Below are 17,717 nucleotides of genomic sequence, written 5' to 3'. Positions count from 1 at the left end.
GGCCGAGGGGCGGATACGGGCGTTGCGCCAGGGAGACGCGATGACGGAATTGCAGATACAGCTGGAGGCCTTTCTGCAGGCGCTGGCGGCTGGCGTGCTGGTCGGCGCGCTGTACGGCCTGATGTGCGTGGGCTTGGCCATGATCTTCGGGATCATGCGCGTCATCAACTTCGCCCAGGGCGATTTCATGATGCTGGGCATGTACGTGGCCTACTTCTTTTTCATCGCGCTGGGCGCGCACGTGCTGGCCGGATCGGCGCTGGGCGCCTACCTGTCCATCCTGTTGACGGTCCCGGTCATGTTCGCGGTGGGCTACCTGGCGCATCGGCTGCTGATCTCGCGGGTCACCGGCGGACGCACCGCCGCGCTGGAAGGCGAGGGCCACTACGCGCAGCTGATCCTGACCCTGGGCATCGCACTGATCCTGCAGAACGGCGGCATGATGGTCTTCGGGCCGCAGCTGGTGTCGATACGTACGTCGGTATCCAGCAGCGCCTGGGAAATCGGCCCGCTGTGGGGCGACTTCGTCAGCGTCTTCGTCAACAAGGGGCGCGGGATCGCGGCGCTGATTTCGGTGGGCACCATCCTGTTGCTGGTCGCGCTGGTCAACCGGACACGGCTGGGCAAGTCCCTGCGCGCCGCCGCCGATAATCCGGTGGCCGCCTCGTACATGGGGATAGACGTCAATCGCGCCTATCGCATCGCCTTCGCGCTCGGGACCTGCGTCACCGCCTTGTCGGGCGGATTGCTCGCCACCAATTTTCCCTTCCATCCCTTCGTCGGACTGGAGTTCGTCATCATCATGTACGCGGGCGTGGTCCTGGGCGGCATGGGCAGCATTTCCGGCGCGTTCTGGGGCGGCATGGTGATCGGGCTGGTGCAACAGCTGTCGGCGCTGGTGTTGCCGACGCAATTGCAGAATGCCGCCATCTTCGTGTTCTTCCTGCTGATCGTCACCCTGCGCCCGCAGGGCCTGTTCGGCCGCGTCGCGGAGCGGACATGAACGGCCGCCGCCATCTGTGGTTGCTGTGCCTGCTGGCCGTGGCCTACCCGGCGATCGCGCTGTGGGTCGACAACGGTTATCACCAGCTGATCTTCACCCTGGTGCTGGTGTGGGCGTGCTTCGGCCTGTCGTGGAACATGCTCAGCGGATACACGGGGCTGGTGTCCTTCGGCCACGCGGCGTTCTTCGGCCTGGGCGCCTACGCCGCCGTGCTGGGGCAGATCTACCTGGGGCTGACGCCGTGGCTGATGATCCCGGTATCGGCCGCCATCGGCGCGCTTGCCGGCCTGCTGGTCGGCTTGCCGACCTTTCGCCTGCGCGGGCACTACTTCGCGCTGGCCATGCTGGCCTATCCCCTGGCGCTGCTCTACGTCTTCGAATGGCTGGGGTACCAGGAAGTGACCTTCCCGATGAAGCGGGAGAACGCCGCGGCCTATATGCAGTTCTCCAACCCCGGCATGTACACCGTCGTGGCGATGGGCATGCTGGTGCTGTTCGTGGCGTTGACGCGCCGTGTCGAGCGCACGCGCTTCGGCATGGCGTTGATCGCCATCAAGCAGAACGAGGCGGCGGCCGAGGCCGCGGGGATCGACACGCTGCGCTGGAAGCTCAAGGCGATCGCCCTGAGCGGCGCCATCGCCGGCGCGACCGGGGCGTTCTATGCGGTGGTGCTGCTGGTGGTGACGCCGGTATCGGTGTTCGGCATGCTGGTGTCGGCGCAGGCGCTCACGGTGGCCATGTTCGGCGGGGTGGGCAGCGTGTGGGGACCCATCATCGGCGCGGCGATCCTGGTGCCCTTGGGCGAGGTGCTGCACGCCGAACTGGGCGCGCGCTATCCGGGCATACAGGGCGTGATATTGGGCATCGCCATCATCGCGGTGATCCTGGCGGCGCCGGAGGGCGTGTTCTGGAAGGTGCGCGATCATCTGCGCCGCCGTGGCGCGGGCGCCGGCCGCGTGGCGCCGGCGGCCTTGCCGGCTGCCGCGGTGCCGGGCCCGAGCGGAGGCGACGCGGCGCGCGGCGCCGGCTATCCCCCGCTGGCCCCGCGCCAGGGCCAGCTCGCGGCGGCGGGCATGGCGAGCCAGGCCATGTCGTCCACCTTGTGCGGCATGGCCGATGGGGCGGCGGCCTTCGTGCCGATGGCGTTCGAAGGCGTGCCCGCGTCCGAGGCCGCCGCCGTGGGCGCTGGCGCGCCGCCCGCCGCGGCACCTGTCCGCGAGGATGCCGCTTCCGGCAGCGGCACCGTTGCCGGCAATGACACCGCGCCGCGCCAACACGCCGCGCGGCGCGGCGACGCGGCTGTTCCCATCCTGGAAGTCCGCAAGGTATCGCGCCGCTTCGGCGGCCTGCAGGCCGTTCGCGACGTCAGTTTCAGCGTGCGCCGCGGCATGATCCTGGGCATCATCGGGCCGAACGGCGCCGGCAAGACCACGCTGTTCAACCTGCTGAACGGTTTCCTGCGCCCCGACACCGGCATGGTGCTGGTCAACGGCGTCGACATGGCGGGCCGCAAGCCGCACGTGCTCTGCGCGGCCGGCATGGGCCGCACGTTCCAGGTCATGCGCCCCTTCATGCGCCTGACGGTACTGCAGAACGTGCAGGTCGGCGCCTACGTCAAGGCGAACGGCGAAGCGCATGCGCGCGAACTGGCCCGGCAGGCGGTGCGGCGCGTCGGCCTGGCCGACTGCGCCGACCAGGTCGCCTCCACGCTGACCACGCGGCAACTGCGCCTGATGGAGCTGGCGCGCGCCCTGGCCGGACAACCGGATCTGCTGCTGCTCGACGAGACGCTGGCCGGCCTGGGCGCGGGCGAAGTCGACGATGTGCTGGCCGTGATCCGCTCGCTGTCGCGCGACGGCGTGACCATCGTCATCATCGAACACACCATGCAGGCCATGGTGCGGCTGGTCGACCAGTTCCTGGTGCTGGACCATGGGGAAGTCCTGGTCATGGGCGACCCCGCCTCCATCACCCACGATCCGCGCGTGGTCGAGGCCTACCTGGGCAAGAAGTGGAGCGCCAAGGATGCTTGAGATCCAGAGTCTCGTGGCCGGCTACGCCGCGCTGCCGGTCCTGCACGATGTCTCCATCCGCGTCGACGCGGGGCAGTTCGTGTCCATCGTCGGCCCGAACGGCGCGGGCAAGAGCACGCTGTTCAAAAGCATCTCCGGCACGGTGGCGGCGATGTCGGGCGCCATCCGCTTCGACGGCAGGGACCTGCTGGCGGTCCCGCCCGCGCGGCGTCCCCACCTGGGCATCGCGCACGTGCCCGAAGGCCGCCAGGTCTTCGCGTCGATGACGGTGCGGGAAAACCTGGAAATGGGCGCCTATACGGCGGCGGGACGGCGCGATTGGCAGCGCAACCTGGCGCGCATCTACGAGTGGTTCCCGGTGCTGCCGCAACGCGCCGGACAGCTGGCGGGCACGCTGTCCGGCGGCGAGCAGCAGATGCTGGCGATCGGCCGCGGCCTGGCGTCGTCGCCGCGCCTGCTAATGCTGGACGAGCCATCGATGGGCCTGTCGCCCGCGATCGCGGATTTCATTTTCGAACGCTTGATCGATATACGCCGCGAAGCGGGCCTGACCATACTGCTGGTGGAGCAGCGGGTGGCCGAAGCCCTGCAGTTCGCCGACCACGCCTACGTGCTGGAGACCGGCCGCGTGGCGCTGGCGGGCACGCACGAAACCCTGCGGGCGGATGATCGCATCCGCCGCGCGTACCTGGGTATGTGAAGCCCCGTATGTGAAGACCCATAAGTGAACACCCTTGAGACCCGTGCAACGGGCTAACAGGAGGAGACCATGAAGACCTTGACGATGCCGCGCCTGCTCGGCGCCGCGGCCCTGTGCGGGCTTGTGTTCGCGGCCGGCATGCCGGCCCCCGCGCGCGCCGCCGACCCCACGCCGGTCAGCGTGGGCCTGATCGCGCCGATGTCCGGCATCTATGCGCGGCCGGGCCAGGTCATGCGGATGGGCGCGGAGATGGCGGTTGCCGACATCAACGCGCAGGGCGGCATCAAGTCGCTGGGCGGCGCGCCGCTGAAACTGGTGGTGGTCGACTCGGGCGATTCGACGGAAAAGTCGAAGAGCGCGGCGCAGCGGATGGTGGCGGATTATCCCGACCTGGTGGCGGGCACCGGGGCCTACCTGAGTTCGTTCACGCTGGCGGTCACCGAAGTGACGGAGCGCGCCAGGCTGCCCATGCTCACCCTGTCGTACTCCGACCAGATCACGGGGCGGGGCTTCAAGTACATCTTCCAGACATCGGCGACGGCGGGACGCCAGGCGGATATCGCGCTGCCCATCATCCTCGAGCTGGCCGAGAAGGCCTCGGGCAAGCGGCCGAAGACGGTGGCGATCCTGACCGACAACACGGCGGCATCGCTGTCTTCGGTCAAGGCGATGAAGGACGGCCTGCTGCAGAAGAACAATCTCGAACTCGTGGTGGACGAGACCTTCACCCCGCCCTTGTCCGACGCGTCGTCGCTGATACAGCGGGTGCGATCGCGGCGGCCCGATCTGGTGTTCTTCCTGCCGACGGTGATTTCCGACGCCAAGCTGATCCTGGAGAAGATGAACGAAACCAATGTGCGAATACCGGTGATCTCCTTCGGCATCGCGATCGCCGAGCCCGACGTGCTGAACACCGTCAGCCCGCAGCTGCTGAACGGCGTGATGTCGGCGGTGGCGAACTGGGGCGCGAAAGGGCAGGAAAAGCTGATCCAGCGCATGAAGACCGAATACAAGGAACCCTGGATGACGCAGAACGCGATCTCCACCTACGGCGATATGTGGATCATCAAGGCGGCGCTGGAGAAAGCGGGCAAGGCGGATCGCGAATCGGTGGCGCAGGCGATGCGCAGCCTGAACGAAGGCCCCACGCCTTACTTTCCGGGCGGCGAATTGAAGTTCGACGATGCGGGGCATCGCGTCGGCGCGTCGCTCACCATCATCCAGTGGCAGAACGGCGTGCCGGTGACGGTGTATCCGGAGAACCTGGCGATCGCCCAGCCGATATGGCCGGGCAAGAAGTGACGTCGCCTCAAACCAGGCGCAGCAGCCGCGTCAGTTCGGCGACGTCGGGCGCCTGGTCTATCGCCAGCACCGCGGCCAGGATGCGTTCGCCCAGGCCGGCTTCCAGCTCCGCCGTCAGGCGCTGGAACTTCCTGACCACTTTTTCATGGCTGGGCAGCTGGTATTCCATCTCGACGCCGCGCGCCTCGTGGCAATGCCCGCCGACCGTCACCTGCACGAGGACGTCATGGACGTCGGCGGACGGCTCGACCAGCTGCACGCGCTCCGCCAGGGCCAGGACGTCCGCATCGTCGGTGCGGTCGTAGTATTCGTAGGTGTCGATAGGGCGACCCAGCAGGGCCGCGGCGACCGTGAAACGGGCGCTGATGCGCGCTTTCAGGGCCGTCGCGAAAGGCGCGGCATTCTGGTAGCCGGGATTGGTGTACGTGGCGATCGGCGCATGGATGCGCACGTGCTCGATCGCCGCGGGATCGAAGCCATGCTGCCGAACCAGGCGGTGCGCCAGTTCGACCGGTGTCTGCACGAAGATGCAGACCGGACGCTCCTTGTAGAGCGTATCCTCGATCAGGAATTTCTCTCCCAGGCCTTCCACCGTGCGCGGCGCGCTTTCGACGCCATTGGAGAAGGCATGGAAAAACCCGGACGTGCCTTCGAAGATCGTGGGCGAGGCGGTGGCGCCCGCGCGGGCCAGCAGCGCCGCCGATGCGCCGCTGCGGCTGGCCCATCCGACGTTCAGCTTGACGTCCATCGTGCCGGAGTGGAAGCCTTCGCCGAAGCCGGACGCGAACATGGCGCCCAGGCCGATCGCGTGCGTGGCACCCCTGGCGTCCAGCCGGAGCGCGCGCGCGGCCGCCGCGGCGGCGCCGACCGCACCGGGCACGCCGGTCGCCCGGAAGCGCGGAAGCATGCCCGGGCCGCCCAGGTAGGCGCGTGCCGTGACTTCGTATCCGGCCACGATGGCGGCCAGCAGGTCGGCCCCGGTGCCGCCGTGTTCCTCCACCAGCGCCAGCGCGGCGGGCACGACCACGGCGCCCGCATGGGACTTGGCCAGGAAATCGTCGTGCGTGCTGCCGTTGATCAGCGTGGCATTGACGAAGCTGGCGTCGACCGCCGCGGCGCATTGCCGCCTGCCCACGATGCTGGCGCCCCCGCGGCTGTCCGCGACGAAAGCGCCGGCGACCGCCGGCACGGGCAGGGCACGCGACGAGATCGCGGTCGCCAGGCAGTCGACGAGACGGCTCTTGGCGTGCTGCACGACCTGGGCGGGCAGACAATCGGCGCGCACATTCGCGACGAAATCTCCCATTTGCACGGCGTAGGGCACGGCGGCGGCGTTGTCGGAGGAAACCCGCGGCGTGGGCGGCTGCGTGACGGTGGGCGTATCCATACGAGTGTTCCGTTTATCGGAATGCAGTTTCGATAATGGATATCGTATGTGCCGCGTCGGCGCGCGTCAACGCCGATCGGCGATCGTCGATCGCTGACCGCGATGGCTGAAGTTTCTGGCGCGAGGTGGCCGGGGCGGCCTTACGTCGCGGCGGCGGATTCCTCTTCGGCCGCCTCATCCCCTTGCCGCAGGATCTCGATGGCAACCTTCGCCGCGTTGCGCACGTGCAGGCTGCCCGCGCGCCGGGCGGCCTTGCCGTCCCGCGCCGCGATGGCGTCGATGACGTCCGCCAGTTCGGCCAGGCTTTTCTTCGACCGTCCCGGCGCCTGCATCGACGTCGAACGCAGCAGCATGACGCGGGAGTTCAGCAGCCGCAGCGTCGTGGTCAGCGCCTCGTTGCCGGCGCCGTCCAGCAGCTGCTGGTAGAAGAAGTTCTTGGCCGTCAGCTTTTCCAGCGCGGTCCCGTGCGTCATCGCGCGCTTGAGTGCCTGGAAGGCATCCTGCAGCGCCTTGCGTTGCGCGTCGCTGGCATGTTCGGCGAAGAGCTGGCAAGCCAGGCCTTCCAGTTCTTCCCGCACCTGGTAGATGCCTTCGGCCTGTTCGGGCGAAAGCCTGTCGACCACCGGTCCGCGATGCGGGATCACGTGGATCAGGCCCTCCGATTCCAGCTGCCGCAGCGCTTCCCGCACCAGGGTACGGCTGACCCCGGTCATCTCGCAGAGCTCGCGTTCCGGCAGTCGCTCGCCAGGTGCGAAGCGCCCCACCAGGATGGCGTTGCGTATGCTTTCGGTAACGCTGTGCCGCAGTACGGATGCGGCACGCGGCACTTTGAAATCGCCTTCGGGCGCGGCAACGGCAGCTTTCATGCGGTAGTTTGGCAAATGGGTGGCCGCGTGGCGGCAATGGGGCGCATTTTAACCCGGGGCGCACCGCTCCCGCGTTCCAGAGTGGCGGATCGCCGCGTCGCAACGCCCCATGTTGCGCGGATGCCTAACGCATGACGAAGGGATTGGGCACGTCCCCGCCCGTGCTTATCCATACGCTTTTTTCCTGCAGGTATTCGCGGATCGCCGATAGCCCGCTTTCACGGCCTATGCCCGAACGTTTATAGCCGCCGAACGGCGAAAGAAAGCTGGTCGCCCGGTAGGTGTTGACCCATACCGTGCCGGCTTCCAGGCGGCGCGACAGGTTCAGGGCGCGCCCCATGTCGCGCGTCCATAGCCCGGCCGCCAGGCCGTAGCGGGTGTCGTTGGCGATGCGCACGGCCTCGTCGTCGTCATCGAAGGGAATGACGCACAACACCGGCCCGAACACCTCTTCCTGCGCGATGCGCATGTCGGGATGCACGTCGCAGAAGATGGTGGGCTCGACGAACCATCCGCGGCCGCATTCGGGGCGGCTGCCCGGCGTGCCGCCCAGCACGCAGCGCGCGCCGCCGGCGCGGGCGATGTCGATGTAGTCCAGGATTTTCTTCAGCTGCGCCTGCGTGGTGACCGGGCCGATCTGGGTGTCGGGCAGCGCGGGATCGCCCATGCGCGCCGTGCGGGCGAAGGCGACGAGCTTGTCTACGAAGCTGTCGTGGATGTCCCGATGCACCAGCACGCGCGAACCGGCGATGCAGGTCTGCCCCGTGGCCGCGAAGATGCCGGAGACCACGCCTTTGACGGCGTTGTCCAGGTCGGCGTCGGCGCAGACGATGTTGGCGGACTTGCCGCCCAGCTCCAGCGTGACGGGCTTGATGCCGCGCGCGGCCATTTCGTACACGTGCTGCCCGGTCTGGTCTCCGCCGGTGAAAGCCACCTTGGCGACGTCGGGGTGGGTGACCAGGGCCTCACCGATGTCGCTGCCCAGGCCGCTGACGATATTGACCACGCCCGGTGGAAAGCCGGCTTCCTCGAACAGGCGGCCGAAGGCCAGCGCCGATGCGGTGGAGTGTTCGGACGGCTTCCAGACTACGGTATTGCCGGCCGCCAGCGCGGGCGCCAGCTTCCAGGTCGCCAACAGCAGCGGCGAATTCCATGGCGTGATGGCGGCGACCACGCCCAGCGGCTCGTCCCAGGTGAAGTTGAAGCAGTCGGGCTTGTCGATGGGAATGACGCGGCCTTCCACCTTGTCGGCCAGGCCGCCGAAGTAGTAGTACCACTGCGGCATATAGCGCATCTGGGCGCGCATTTCGGAGATCAGTTTGCCGTTGTCGCGGGTTTCGAGCGCGGCCAGTTCGTCGGCGTCGCGCGCCACCAGGTCGCCCAGGCGGCGCAGCAGGGCGCCGCGCGCGGTGGGCGTCAGGTTGCGCCAGGCCGGGTCGACGTAGGCACGCCTTGCCGCCCGCACGGCGCGGTCGACGTCTTCCACGCCCGCGCGCGGCACCCGCGCCCAGGCTTCGCCCGTATAGGGATTGAAGGTCTCCAGCCAGTCGCCGTTCTGGGCATTCACCCAGCGGCCGTCGCAAAGCATTTGCAGATCCTGCATGTCGGCTCCTTGATTATTGGACGGCCAGCCGGTTGTCGCGCACGACACCGCTCCATTTGTCGGCCTCGGCCTGGATATAGCCGGCGGCTTCCGCGGGCGTGCTGAGGATGGCGCCGATGCCGTTGCGATCCATGAACTCGACCAGGGCGGGTTGGCGCATCGCGCGCGTGCTGGCGTCGTACAGCTTCTGGATGCGGTCGGGCGGGGTGCCGGCGGGCGCAGCCAGCACGAACCAATTGGCGGCGTCGAAGCCCGGCAGCGTTTCGGCGACGGTGGGCGCGTTGCCTGCCGCCGCGAGCCGCTGCTGGCCGGTGGTCGCGATCAGTTTCAGGCGGCCCGACTGCACGAAGGGCAGCGACGACGCGGGATTGTCGAACATGACGTCGACCTGGCCGCTGATCAGGTCAGGAAAGGCGGGCCCGGCTCCCTTGTACGGGACGCTGGTCCATTTGACGGCGGCCACGCTGCCCATCAACTCGCCGGCCAGGAAGTGGATGCCGCTGTTGCCTGGCGCGGCAAAGTTCACCGAGCCGGACTTGGCGCGTGCCATGGCGATCATGTCCTGCACGGTGGATGCCTTGAAATGCGTGGATGCCACCAGCACCAGCGGATTGGACGCCAGTATGGTCACCGGCGCGTAGTCCTTGCGGATGTCGTAGGGCAGGTCCTGGTAGAACGCCGGGGTGATGGCGTAGGCGGCCGAACTCATCACGACCGTGTAGCCGTCGGGGGCGGCCCGCGCGACTTCGGCCATGCCGATCTGGCCGTTAGTGCTGGGTTTGTTCTCGACGATGACGCTCTGCCCCAGTATCTGGCTCAACTCCCGGGCCAGCGGTCGCGCCAGCGCATCGACGCCGCCGCCCGCCCCGAACGGCACGATCATGCGCAAGGGACGGTCGGGGTAATCGGCCCGGGTCGGCGTGGCGGACAGCAGGGCGTACAGCAGTGCTGCGAAGGGCAAGACAACAGATTTCTTCATGGCGATCGCGGGCTGGCGGCGCATGCCTAGCGCCCGTGGCGCTGCACTGCCACGGGCGTGGCGGGCCGTGGGGCCTCCTCCTCCTGCGGGTTGCGTGATGGTGGCCGCGGCGTGCCGGGACTGCTGGCGTCAGCCGTCGCGTTGTCTGTTAGTTCTTATGATTGTATGACTGTATCATCGGTTTAGCAGTGGGCCGGCTAGTGATAACCCTAGCCGGCGGCAGTAGCCGGCGGATTCGGCATTTACTATATGATTGCAGGATTGTATGATCGAACGCGACGCGCGTGGCTTTCGTTGCCGCACGCGGCATGCGGCAGCCGCGGGCGCAGGCCGCGCCGATAAAAGGAATCACGATGGCAAACGACGAGCTCTTTCAGAAAGGCTTCCAGAATCGCAAGACCGTGCTGGGTGCCGCCCACGTGGAGAAATCCTGGAACGCGGCCGACGATTTCAACCGCCCCATGCAGAAGCTGGTGACGGAATACTGCTGGGGCGAGATCTGGGGCGACGACACGCTGCCGTTCAAGACCCGCAGCCTGGTCAACCTGGCGATGCTCACGGCGATGAGCCAGCACCACGAGCTTGCATCGCACGTGAAGGGCGCGCTGCGCAACGGCTGCACGCGCGAGGAAATACGCGCCGTGCTGCTGCAGGCGGCGATCTATTGCGGCGTGCCGCTGGCGCTGGCGGCCTTCCGCGTCGCCAGCGAAGCCATCGCCGCCTACGAAGCCGAAGCGGCGCGCGGCTGAGCGGCGCGGCGTCGGCGTTTACCGCAGCTTCGGCAGCTCACGTCCACGTTCGCGGTCGAGCTGCTCGATCATCCGGCTATCCCACAGGAGGCAGCAATGAAGGTATTTCACGGCAGGGCGAACGGCATTCCGTCGGAACAGCGCGGCCCTACGTTCACGGGCGTGGTGTGGGCGGATCCCGTCATGCCCACCATGGACAACGTCGGCATCAACAACGTGTTCTTTTCGCCGGGCGCGCGCACGCATTGGCATACGCACGAGTACGGCCAGGTGCTGCACGTCACGGCCGGCTGCGGCTGGATCTGTCTGGACGGCCAGGAGCCGCAGATGATCCGCCAGGGCGACGTGGTGTGGATCGGCCCCAACGAGCGGCACTGGCATGGCGCGGCGGCCGATACCTACATGGTCCATATGGCGACGTCGCTGGGCAAGGCCGATTGGCAGGATGCGGTGACCGACACGCAGTATCCCACGCAGCGCGCCGCCGCCTGACACGGCGCGGCTGCCGGCATTTTCCATCAGGGCGGAAAGCGCGATGGAACTACGACAGCTGGAAACCTTCATCGGCATCGCCGACGCGGGCGCCTATTCGCGGGCGGCGATGCGCCTGTCCATCAGCCAGCCCATCCTGAGCCGGCGCGTCAAGGCACTGGAAGAAGAACTGGGTGTCGCGCTGTTCCATCGCACGGGCCGAGGCGTCCTGCTGACGGAGGCCGGCGTGCTGCTCGCGCAATACGCGCGCGGCATCGTCGAAAGCACGCGCACCGCGGTGACCGCCGTGAAGGCGTCCGGCGCGGTGCCGCAGGGACCCGTGGTGATCGGCATGCCGGCGTCGATCTCGGCCGTGTTGTCCGTCCCGTTGATCCAGGCCTTTCGCCGCGCCGTGCCGGGCATATCGCTGAAGTTCATGGAAGGCTATAGCGGCCACGTGCTGGAGTGGCTGGGCAATGGCCTGACCGATATCGCGATCCTCTATGACGCGCCGCGGCTGAATATTCCTTCGCTGCGGGCCGAATCGCTGTTGACCGACGAGTTGTTCCTGCTGGGGCCGCGCGACGACCCGGCAGGCGTGGGCGCGGGGCCGGTGCAGGCGGCGCGGCTGAGCTGCCTGCCGATGATCCTGCCCGGCCGCCCCCACGGCGTGCGCGTGCTGGTCGACGAAGCCCTGGCGGCGCTGGGCCTGGAGCCCAATGTCGAGATGGAGGTCGACGCCATGCATGCCATGCTGCAACTGGTGGAAAGCGGGCTCGGCTATGCGGTGCTGTCCTATTCCTGCGTCGCGCGGCAGATCGCGCAGGGCCGCATGCGCATCTGGCGCATCGCCCAGCCCGGCATCACGCGCTCGCTGCTGATCGCCGCGTCCACGCAACGGCCATCGACCAAGGCGGTGCGGATACTGCGCACGATTTTGCGGCGGCAGATCCAGGATATGATCGCCCGCGGCAGCTGGGCGCCGGACCCGGCGGTGTTTTCCTGATGCATGGGGCCGGGGACGCCCGCCACCGCTACGACGACTTGCTTTCCCGTTGCCGGATCTCCACGCCGGCGATCGTTTCCACCGCCTTGGCGACGTGCGTGTAGTCAGCGTTCTCGCCGCACATGGCTTGCGCCAGGACCAGCATTTCGCGCACCGCCGATCCGACGACCATGGGTACGCCGATGGCCTCGGCTTCGTCCACGCACAGGCGCACGTCCTTGTAGGCGAGCCTGGCGGCGAAACCGATGTCGAAGGTACCCGTCAGCACCGCGCGTGGGAACTTGTCCTGGCTGGCGGTGTTGCGGCCCGAGCCGGAATTGATGACGTCCAGCATGGTCTTGGCATCCAGGCCCGCCTTGACGCCCATGGCCATGGCTTCGGACGTGATGGCGACGGCCGCCGCCGACATCAGGTTGTTGGCCAGCTTCATGCTCTGGCCCATGCCGGCTTTATCGCCCATGTAGAACGTCGGGCCGAAATGCTTGAGCACGGGAACCAGCGCGTCGTAGGCGTCGCGCGGGCAGGCCGCCATGATCGCCAGCGTGCCGTTGCGCGCGCCGCCGACGCCGCCGCTGACGGGCGCGTCCACGTACAGGATGCCGCGCTTGGCGAGCGCGGCGCTGATCTCCCTGGCCGCGCGCGGGCCGATGGTGGACAGGTCCACCACGCGCTTGACCCGGCTGCCCGCGATCAGGCCATCGGGATCCGTGGCGACGCGCTGCACGATTTCCGGCGTGGGCAGGCTCAGGAATATCGTTTCGGCCTTGTCGGCGACCTCACGGCCGCCGGTGCAGGCGGCCGCCCCCTTGCCGGCCAGGCTTTGCACGGCCGCGGCGACCGTGTCGTACACCGCCAGGCCGTAGCCCGCGTCGAGCAGGCGTCCGGCCATGGGGCCGCCCATATTGCCCAGGCCGATGAATCCGTAAGTCTCCGATTGCATGTTCGCTCCTTCAGGGAAGATGGATCACGATGAGTGGCCGGCGCAGATCCGCGGCTCACTGCTGCGGCGTCAGGCCGATCTGTTTGGCCAGCGACGCCACTTCCTTGACGTCCTTGGCCAGTAGCGCGGCCATGGGCGCCGGGCCGCGTTGGGCCTGGGTGGGAATGCTGGCGGCCAGCTGGTCGATGCGATCCTTGTACTGCGGGCTGTCTATCACTTTCGACAGCGCGGCCGCGAGTTTGTCGACCACCGGCTTGGGGGTGTTCTTCGGCGCCACCACGCCGTTCCAGATCGCCAGGTCGAAGGCCGGCAGGCCGCCTTCGGCGAATGTCGGCACGTCGGGCATCTGCGGCAGGCGCTGCGGCGCGGACACGGCAATGGCGCGGATGCGCTTGTCCTTGTGCAGCGGCATCATGGTGACGGTCTGGTCGATCACGGCGTCGATGGTGCCGGCCATCAGATCGGCAATGGCGGGGCCGGAGCCGCGATACTGGATCAGCTCGCCCTGCGTTTTGGAGATATGCAGGAACAGGCCCTCCGCAAGATGCGCCGTGGTGCCGGGGCCGCCGGAGCCGAAGTTCAGCTTGGGGCCACCGGATCGCATGCGCTTGAGCATCTCGGGCAGGCTGGTCAGTCCGCTGCGGTTGCTGACGGACAGCACCATGGGCACGGTGCCCACTGCGCCTATGGGACTCAGGTCACGCACCGGATCCACGTGGGAAGTGGGATAGAGCAGGGGAATGATGGCCAGCGACATATTGCTGAACATCAGGGTGTAGCCGTCGGGCTCCGATTTCATCAGGCGCTGGTAGCCGATCAGGCCGCCGGCGCCGGTGGTGTTCTCCACCACGACGGATTGGCCCAGTTCGGTGGTCAGCCCGCTGGCGATCTGGCGCGCCAGCGTGTCCAGCGTGCCGCCGGGCGCCACGGCCACCAGCATGACGATGGGCCGGGAAGGGAAGCCGTCGGCGGCGGCGGCGGGCGCGGCCAGCATCAGGGCAGCGACACAGCCGATAAGGAATCGCAACATGTCTGTCTCCTGGATGTTATCGGTAGGCGCGATGCCTACGCTTTTGCGCGCTTGGGGCCGGACGCCGGCCCGTACGCGTGTCGGTCAATACTAGTCACGCGAGTCGGCCCGGCACGCCACGCGATCGGCATAGCAGACTGCCTGTTTTAGACATACCGGCGGCCGCGGTCAGCGCAGCATGAGCCCGCGGGCCAGCAGCGAAACATCGTCCAGATGATCCAGGTCGCGGATCATCGACCAGGTGTGCGCCACCTGGCCGGCGTCCAGGCCGGCGCGGGGCGCGAGCTGGCGGTACTTGTCCTCCACGTCGGCCCACGCGATGCCGCGCGCACCCGCGCCGCGCGCAGCGCGGCAGGTGGCCTGGTGCACGCTGCCGTCGTCCATATGGATGGCGACGCTGCCGCCGTGGCGATGCGGGAAACGGTCGGGCAGGGGCGGCGGTTCGCTGGCGTAGCGCACCTTGTCCTGCAGCGCCGCGATGCGCGGATCGGCCATTTTCGCGGGGCTCAGGTTGTCCCAGCCGAATCCGCGATCGACCACGGACGCGGCCACGAAGTAGGCGACGCTGTGGGCGGCTTCCACCAGGTTGCGCGGGTGCGCCGCGCCGCCGAAGGTGGTGTGCTGCACCGCGGCGGATACGACGATGCTCCGTACGCGCGCAGGATCGACGTCATGGTCGCGCGCCGCGGTGGCGGCGGCCTCCGCGACGGCGTGGAAGGGATGGGCGCCGGGCATCAGCTTGATCGCCATGTCCGTCACGATGTCCCAGGATGCGCCCAGGTCGCGCACGATGTCTTCGGTCGCCTGCCCGCCCATGGCCTGCAGGAAGCCGCGCGGCGCTTCGAGGATACGCGGGTCGCCCTGGAAGCCGGCGCCCGCCGCCAACGCGGCCTGGATGCCCGCCATGGCAGCCATGCCGGCGTGGTACTCGCGCGAACAACTGGTGTCGGCCGCCAGCGCCATGCCGCCGATCGAGGTCGCGGACAACGCGATGGCATGGGTCATCGCCTGCTCGTCCAGGTCCAGCAGCCGCCCGGCGGACACGGCGGCGCCGAACACCGTCGACACCGATCCGTGGAAGCCGCGCTGCATGCGGCCCGGCGTCATCGATTCGTCCATGCGCCCGGCGACCTCGTAGCCCAGCACCATGGCGGCCAGCACGTCGCGGCCGGGGCGTTTCAGCCATTCGGCCAACGCCAGCGCCGCCGTGCTGATGATGGTGCCGATATGGGCGATGCTGCGCAGGTCGCTGTCGTCCGACGCGGCGGCGTCGCTGGCCACGGCGTTGACGCGTGCCGCTCGGGCCACGGGCAGCCGCGCGCCGTCGAACCAGAGCGTGGCCTGCGGCGCGCCGGCGTCGCCGCTTTCCAGCCGGCGGATGATTTCCGCCGAGGGGATGCGATAGCCCATGGACGCGCTGGCGATGGTGCTGGCCAGGCTCATCTTGGCATGCTCCAGCGCCAGCGGCGCGATGTCGGCGAGCTGCGTGCGGACCGCGAACCCGGCCAGCGCCTGTGCGATCGTCGCGCCCGGAGCGGCATCGGTATCCGGCACCGTCATTGCGCGCCTCCCTTCATCGTCTTCAGGACCGGCAGCCATTTGTCCAGGTCGCGGCGGATCAGCGCCGTGAAATCCGTCGGCGGCGCAAGCGGCGTCCTGGCGACGTCATAGCCTTGCTCGGTCAGCTTGTTGCGCATCGCGGGCTGGCTCATCACCGCATTCAGTTCCTTGTGCAGGCGGGCCACGCGGTCGGCCGGGACGCCGGCCGGCGCGATGATGCCGAACCACAGCGTGACTTCGAAATCCTTCATGCCGCTCTCGTTCAGCGACGGCACGTCCGGCATCAGCGGCGACCGTTGCAGGCTGGTCACCGCCAGCGGCTTGAGCTTGCCGCCGCGTATCAGGCCCAGCGCGGCCGGGATGTTGTACAGGCCCATGTCGACTTCCCGGCTCATGATCGCCACCATGCCCTGCGGCGCGCCGGTGTAGGCCACATGCATGAGCGGCTTGCCCAGGTACTGGCCCAGCACCACGCCGGCGATGTGGTGGCTGGTGCCGACGCCGCTGGAAGAAAAACTGAACTTGTTGGCGGGCTGGGCCTTGATGGCCTGGGCCAGCGCGCCGACCGACGTGTAGGGGGACTCGGGCGCGACCACCAGCACGTTGGCCACGTCCGCCAGCACCGCGATGGGCGTGAAGTCCTTCAGCGAGTCGTAGCCGGGCTTGTCGTACAGCGCCTGGTTGGTGATCAGCGTGCCTTGCGCGGCCAGCCCGATGGTGTAGCCGTCGGGAGCCGCGCGGGCGATGTCCATCGTGCCTATCGTGCCGCCCGCGCCCGCCTTGTTTTCCACGACGACGGCCTGGCCCAGCTGCGTCGCCAACTGGGTGGCGACCGCGCGCGACAAGGTATCCGCCGCGCTGCCGGCGGCGAAGGGCACGATCATTTTCAAGGGACGCGCGGGGTAGTCGTCGCGCGCGTGCGCCGCCGAGACGCACAGCGCCAAGGCCGCCGCGGCCGCTGTTGCAGCGCGGCGAAAGATGATGGCTTTCATGATGTCTCCTCCTGGATGTTCCCGATACACCGATGGACGCTGTATGTTGAGAATTCTTGTTGTCGGCTTGACCGGTCTTTGATCGGGACTATAGGAGGCAGGCCGGCGTGCGTCATCCGAATTTCTTTCGCAAACATTGAGAACCATTCACGCATCATGCATAAGTTGCGCAATATCCTGGGACCGCTGCGCGTGCTGGACGCGGTCAATCGCACCGGCGGCGTCGCGCGCGCGGCGCAGAGCCTGCACGTCACGCCCGGCGCCGTCAGCCACCAGATCCGCGCGCTGGAGGCCGCGCTGGATACGCGGCTGTGCCGCAAGGAAGGACGCGAAGCCGTCCTGACGCCCAGCGGCATGCAGCTGGCCACCCGCGTGGCGGAACTGTTCGATCGCGTGGAAGAAGCCGTGCACGAGGCCACGTCGCTGGGCAGGACGCGGCGTGTGCGGCTGAAGGTCATTCCCAGTTTCGCCATCAAGTGGTTGATGCCGCGCCTGGCCACCTTCTATGCGTCCCATGCCGACATCGACCTGGAGGTGGCCACGGTCACGCGCGCCGACGATGTCAGCCTGGGCGATGCGGATTTCGTGGTGCGGCGCGGCCATGGGCAGTGGCCCGGCACGCACGCCGAAGCGCTGTTCGACGACGTGCTGACGCTGGCCTGCGCGCCATCGATGGCCGCCGCCATCCATCATCCGCGCGACGTGCTGGAACACAAGCTCCTGCATTCGATGATCGCGCCGACCAGCTGGGACGCGTGGCTGGCGCAGCAGGGATTGCCGGCGGCGGACGCCCGCCTGGTGCCGCTGGCGAATGCGGCGCTATGCCTGCAGGCGGCCGTGCAGGGCGCGGGCATCGCGCTGACGCAGCAGGCCTATATGCGTGAGGAGCTGGCGCTGGGCATGCTGGCGCGTCCGCTGGACGTGGCCATGCGCAGCGGGGAGTCCTATTACCTGGTCAGTGCGCCGGGCACGCTGGACATCAAGCCTTGCGCGGAATTCGCGGCGTGGGTGCGGTCGGTGGCGTAAGGCTGGCGCGCGGAGCCGGCTCGTGCGGCGTCGGGCGGTATGGACCGGGTGGTACGGAGCCGTGTGGTGG

16 protein-coding genes are annotated in these 17,717 nt (G+C 68.2%); 8 read left to right on the top strand and 8 right to left on the bottom strand.

All coding sequences use genetic code 11. The features are described from left to right. Positions 1 to 40: 40 nt before the first annotated feature. The 4 genes from CAL26_RS26200 (at position 41) to CAL26_RS26180 (ending at position 5,038) form a co-directional block, all read left to right on the top strand. Complete coding sequence (locus CAL26_RS26200) at positions 41 to 1,003, top strand: branched-chain amino acid ABC transporter permease (RefSeq protein WP_179283486.1); 963 nt, start codon at positions 41 to 43, stop codon at positions 1,001 to 1,003. Next, on the top strand, positions 1,000 to 3,036 hold the full coding sequence (locus tag CAL26_RS28765; RefSeq protein ID WP_256988593.1) for a branched-chain amino acid ABC transporter ATP-binding protein/permease: 2,037 nt from the start codon (positions 1,000 to 1,002) through the stop codon (positions 3,034 to 3,036). Before CAL26_RS26200 ends, CAL26_RS28765 begins: the two co-directional genes overlap by 4 nt. After that, positions 3,029 to 3,736, top strand: coding sequence for an ABC transporter ATP-binding protein (locus CAL26_RS26185; protein WP_094849538.1), 708 nt, complete (start codon positions 3,029 to 3,031; stop codon positions 3,734 to 3,736). Before CAL26_RS28765 ends, CAL26_RS26185 begins: the two co-directional genes overlap by 8 nt. A gap of 69 nt (positions 3,737 to 3,805) precedes the next feature. Continuing rightward, a complete protein-coding gene (locus tag CAL26_RS26180) occupies positions 3,806 to 5,038 on the top strand; it encodes an ABC transporter substrate-binding protein (protein ID WP_094849537.1) in 1,233 nt (410 codons plus the stop codon). A gap of 7 nt (positions 5,039 to 5,045) precedes the next feature. Here the strand turns inward: CAL26_RS26180 and CAL26_RS26175 are convergent, their stop codons facing one another. The 4 genes from CAL26_RS26175 to CAL26_RS26160 form a co-directional block, all read right to left on the bottom strand. Beyond that, positions 5,046 to 6,425, bottom strand: a complete 1,380-nt coding sequence (locus tag CAL26_RS26175) for an MmgE/PrpD family protein (RefSeq protein WP_094849536.1) — start codon at positions 6,423 to 6,425, stop codon at positions 5,046 to 5,048. A 140-nt stretch (positions 6,426 to 6,565) separates the two neighbouring features. Further along, positions 6,566 to 7,291, bottom strand: coding sequence for a GntR family transcriptional regulator (locus CAL26_RS26170; RefSeq protein ID WP_094849535.1), 726 nt, complete (start codon positions 7,289 to 7,291; stop codon positions 6,566 to 6,568). A gap of 124 nt (positions 7,292 to 7,415) precedes the next feature. Beyond that, entirely contained in the window at positions 7,416 to 8,894 is a 1,479-nt protein-coding gene (locus tag CAL26_RS26165) for an aldehyde dehydrogenase (protein ID WP_094849534.1), read from the bottom strand. Between the two features lie 13 nt (positions 8,895 to 8,907). After that, on the bottom strand, positions 8,908 to 9,873 hold the full coding sequence (locus CAL26_RS26160; protein ID WP_094850098.1) for a tripartite tricarboxylate transporter substrate binding protein: 966 nt from the start codon (positions 9,871 to 9,873) through the stop codon (positions 8,908 to 8,910). Between the two features lie 353 nt (positions 9,874 to 10,226). Here CAL26_RS26160 and CAL26_RS26155 point away from each other — a divergent pair, with 353 nt between their 5' ends. The 3 genes from CAL26_RS26155 to CAL26_RS26145 all read left to right on the top strand — a co-directional run bounded on the left by CAL26_RS26155 (position 10,227) and on the right by CAL26_RS26145 (position 12,099). Then, complete coding sequence (locus CAL26_RS26155; protein ID WP_094849533.1) at positions 10,227 to 10,622, top strand: carboxymuconolactone decarboxylase family protein; 396 nt, start codon at positions 10,227 to 10,229, stop codon at positions 10,620 to 10,622. Positions 10,623 to 10,718: 96 nt separating this feature from the next. Then, a complete protein-coding gene (locus tag CAL26_RS26150) occupies positions 10,719 to 11,114 on the top strand; it encodes a cupin domain-containing protein (RefSeq protein WP_094849532.1) in 396 nt (131 codons plus the stop codon). A 43-nt stretch (positions 11,115 to 11,157) separates the two neighbouring features. Continuing rightward, positions 11,158 to 12,099, top strand: coding sequence for a LysR family transcriptional regulator (locus CAL26_RS26145; protein WP_094849531.1), 942 nt, complete (start codon positions 11,158 to 11,160; stop codon positions 12,097 to 12,099). A gap of 28 nt (positions 12,100 to 12,127) precedes the next feature. Here the strand turns inward: CAL26_RS26145 and CAL26_RS26140 are convergent, their stop codons facing one another. From CAL26_RS26140 to CAL26_RS26125, 4 genes are all read right to left on the bottom strand, one after another. After that, on the bottom strand, positions 12,128 to 13,039 hold the full coding sequence (locus tag CAL26_RS26140) for an NAD(P)-dependent oxidoreductase (RefSeq protein WP_094849530.1): 912 nt from the start codon (positions 13,037 to 13,039) through the stop codon (positions 12,128 to 12,130). Between the two features lie 55 nt (positions 13,040 to 13,094). Next, on the bottom strand, positions 13,095 to 14,069 hold the full coding sequence (locus tag CAL26_RS26135; protein WP_094849529.1) for a Bug family tripartite tricarboxylate transporter substrate binding protein: 975 nt from the start codon (positions 14,067 to 14,069) through the stop codon (positions 13,095 to 13,097). 168 nt (positions 14,070 to 14,237) lie between these two features. Beyond that, positions 14,238 to 15,629, bottom strand: coding sequence for an MmgE/PrpD family protein (locus tag CAL26_RS26130; RefSeq protein ID WP_179283485.1), 1,392 nt, complete (start codon positions 15,627 to 15,629; stop codon positions 14,238 to 14,240). Then, the gene (locus tag CAL26_RS26125; RefSeq protein ID WP_179283484.1) at positions 15,626 to 16,621 is read right to left on the bottom strand and encodes a Bug family tripartite tricarboxylate transporter substrate binding protein; all 996 of its coding nucleotides are present in this window, start codon (positions 16,619 to 16,621) and stop codon (positions 15,626 to 15,628) included. Before CAL26_RS26125 ends, CAL26_RS26130 begins: the two co-directional genes overlap by 4 nt. Before the next feature lie 156 nt (positions 16,622 to 16,777). Between CAL26_RS26125 and CAL26_RS26115 the strand changes: the two genes are divergently transcribed. Beyond that, positions 16,778 to 17,647 (top strand): LysR substrate-binding domain-containing protein, encoded by an 870-nt coding sequence (locus CAL26_RS26115; RefSeq protein ID WP_179283483.1) that lies wholly within the window; start codon positions 16,778 to 16,780, stop codon positions 17,645 to 17,647. Positions 17,648 to 17,717 lie beyond the last annotated feature (70 nt).

It is taken from the genome of Bordetella genomosp. 9, assembly GCF_002261425.1.
Classification (GTDB): domain Bacteria; phylum Pseudomonadota; class Gammaproteobacteria; order Burkholderiales; family Burkholderiaceae_B; genus Bordetella_C.
Note: the sequence above shows the minus strand (reverse complement) of the source record. Positions and strands in the feature narration are given on the sequence as shown.

Coding starts and splice junctions, on each gene's coding strand:
- CAL26_RS26200 (WP_179283486.1), top strand. CDS start 41: ATGACGGAATTGCAGATACAGCTGGAGGCCTTTCTGCAGGCGCTGGCG.
- CAL26_RS28765 (WP_256988593.1), top strand. CDS start 1,000: ATGAACGGCCGCCGCCATCTGTGGTTGCTGTGCCTGCTGGCCGTGGCC.
- CAL26_RS26185 (WP_094849538.1), top strand. CDS start 3,029: ATGCTTGAGATCCAGAGTCTCGTGGCCGGCTACGCCGCGCTGCCGGTC.
- CAL26_RS26180 (WP_094849537.1), top strand. CDS start 3,806: ATGAAGACCTTGACGATGCCGCGCCTGCTCGGCGCCGCGGCCCTGTGC.
- CAL26_RS26175 (WP_094849536.1), bottom strand. CDS start 6,425: ATGGATACGCCCACCGTCACGCAGCCGCCCACGCCGCGGGTTTCCTCC.
- CAL26_RS26170 (WP_094849535.1), bottom strand. CDS start 7,291: ATGAAAGCTGCCGTTGCCGCGCCCGAAGGCGATTTCAAAGTGCCGCGT.
- CAL26_RS26165 (WP_094849534.1), bottom strand. CDS start 8,894: ATGCAGGATCTGCAAATGCTTTGCGACGGCCGCTGGGTGAATGCCCAG.
- CAL26_RS26160 (WP_094850098.1), bottom strand. CDS start 9,873: ATGAAGAAATCTGTTGTCTTGCCCTTCGCAGCACTGCTGTACGCCCTG.
- CAL26_RS26155 (WP_094849533.1), top strand. CDS start 10,227: ATGGCAAACGACGAGCTCTTTCAGAAAGGCTTCCAGAATCGCAAGACC.
- CAL26_RS26150 (WP_094849532.1), top strand. CDS start 10,719: ATGAAGGTATTTCACGGCAGGGCGAACGGCATTCCGTCGGAACAGCGC.
- CAL26_RS26145 (WP_094849531.1), top strand. CDS start 11,158: ATGGAACTACGACAGCTGGAAACCTTCATCGGCATCGCCGACGCGGGC.
- CAL26_RS26140 (WP_094849530.1), bottom strand. CDS start 13,039: ATGCAATCGGAGACTTACGGATTCATCGGCCTGGGCAATATGGGCGGC.
- CAL26_RS26135 (WP_094849529.1), bottom strand. CDS start 14,069: ATGTTGCGATTCCTTATCGGCTGTGTCGCTGCCCTGATGCTGGCCGCG.
- CAL26_RS26130 (WP_179283485.1), bottom strand. CDS start 15,629: ATGACGGTGCCGGATACCGATGCCGCTCCGGGCGCGACGATCGCACAG.
- CAL26_RS26125 (WP_179283484.1), bottom strand. CDS start 16,621: ATGAAAGCCATCATCTTTCGCCGCGCTGCAACAGCGGCCGCGGCGGCC.
- CAL26_RS26115 (WP_179283483.1), top strand. CDS start 16,778: ATGCATAAGTTGCGCAATATCCTGGGACCGCTGCGCGTGCTGGACGCG.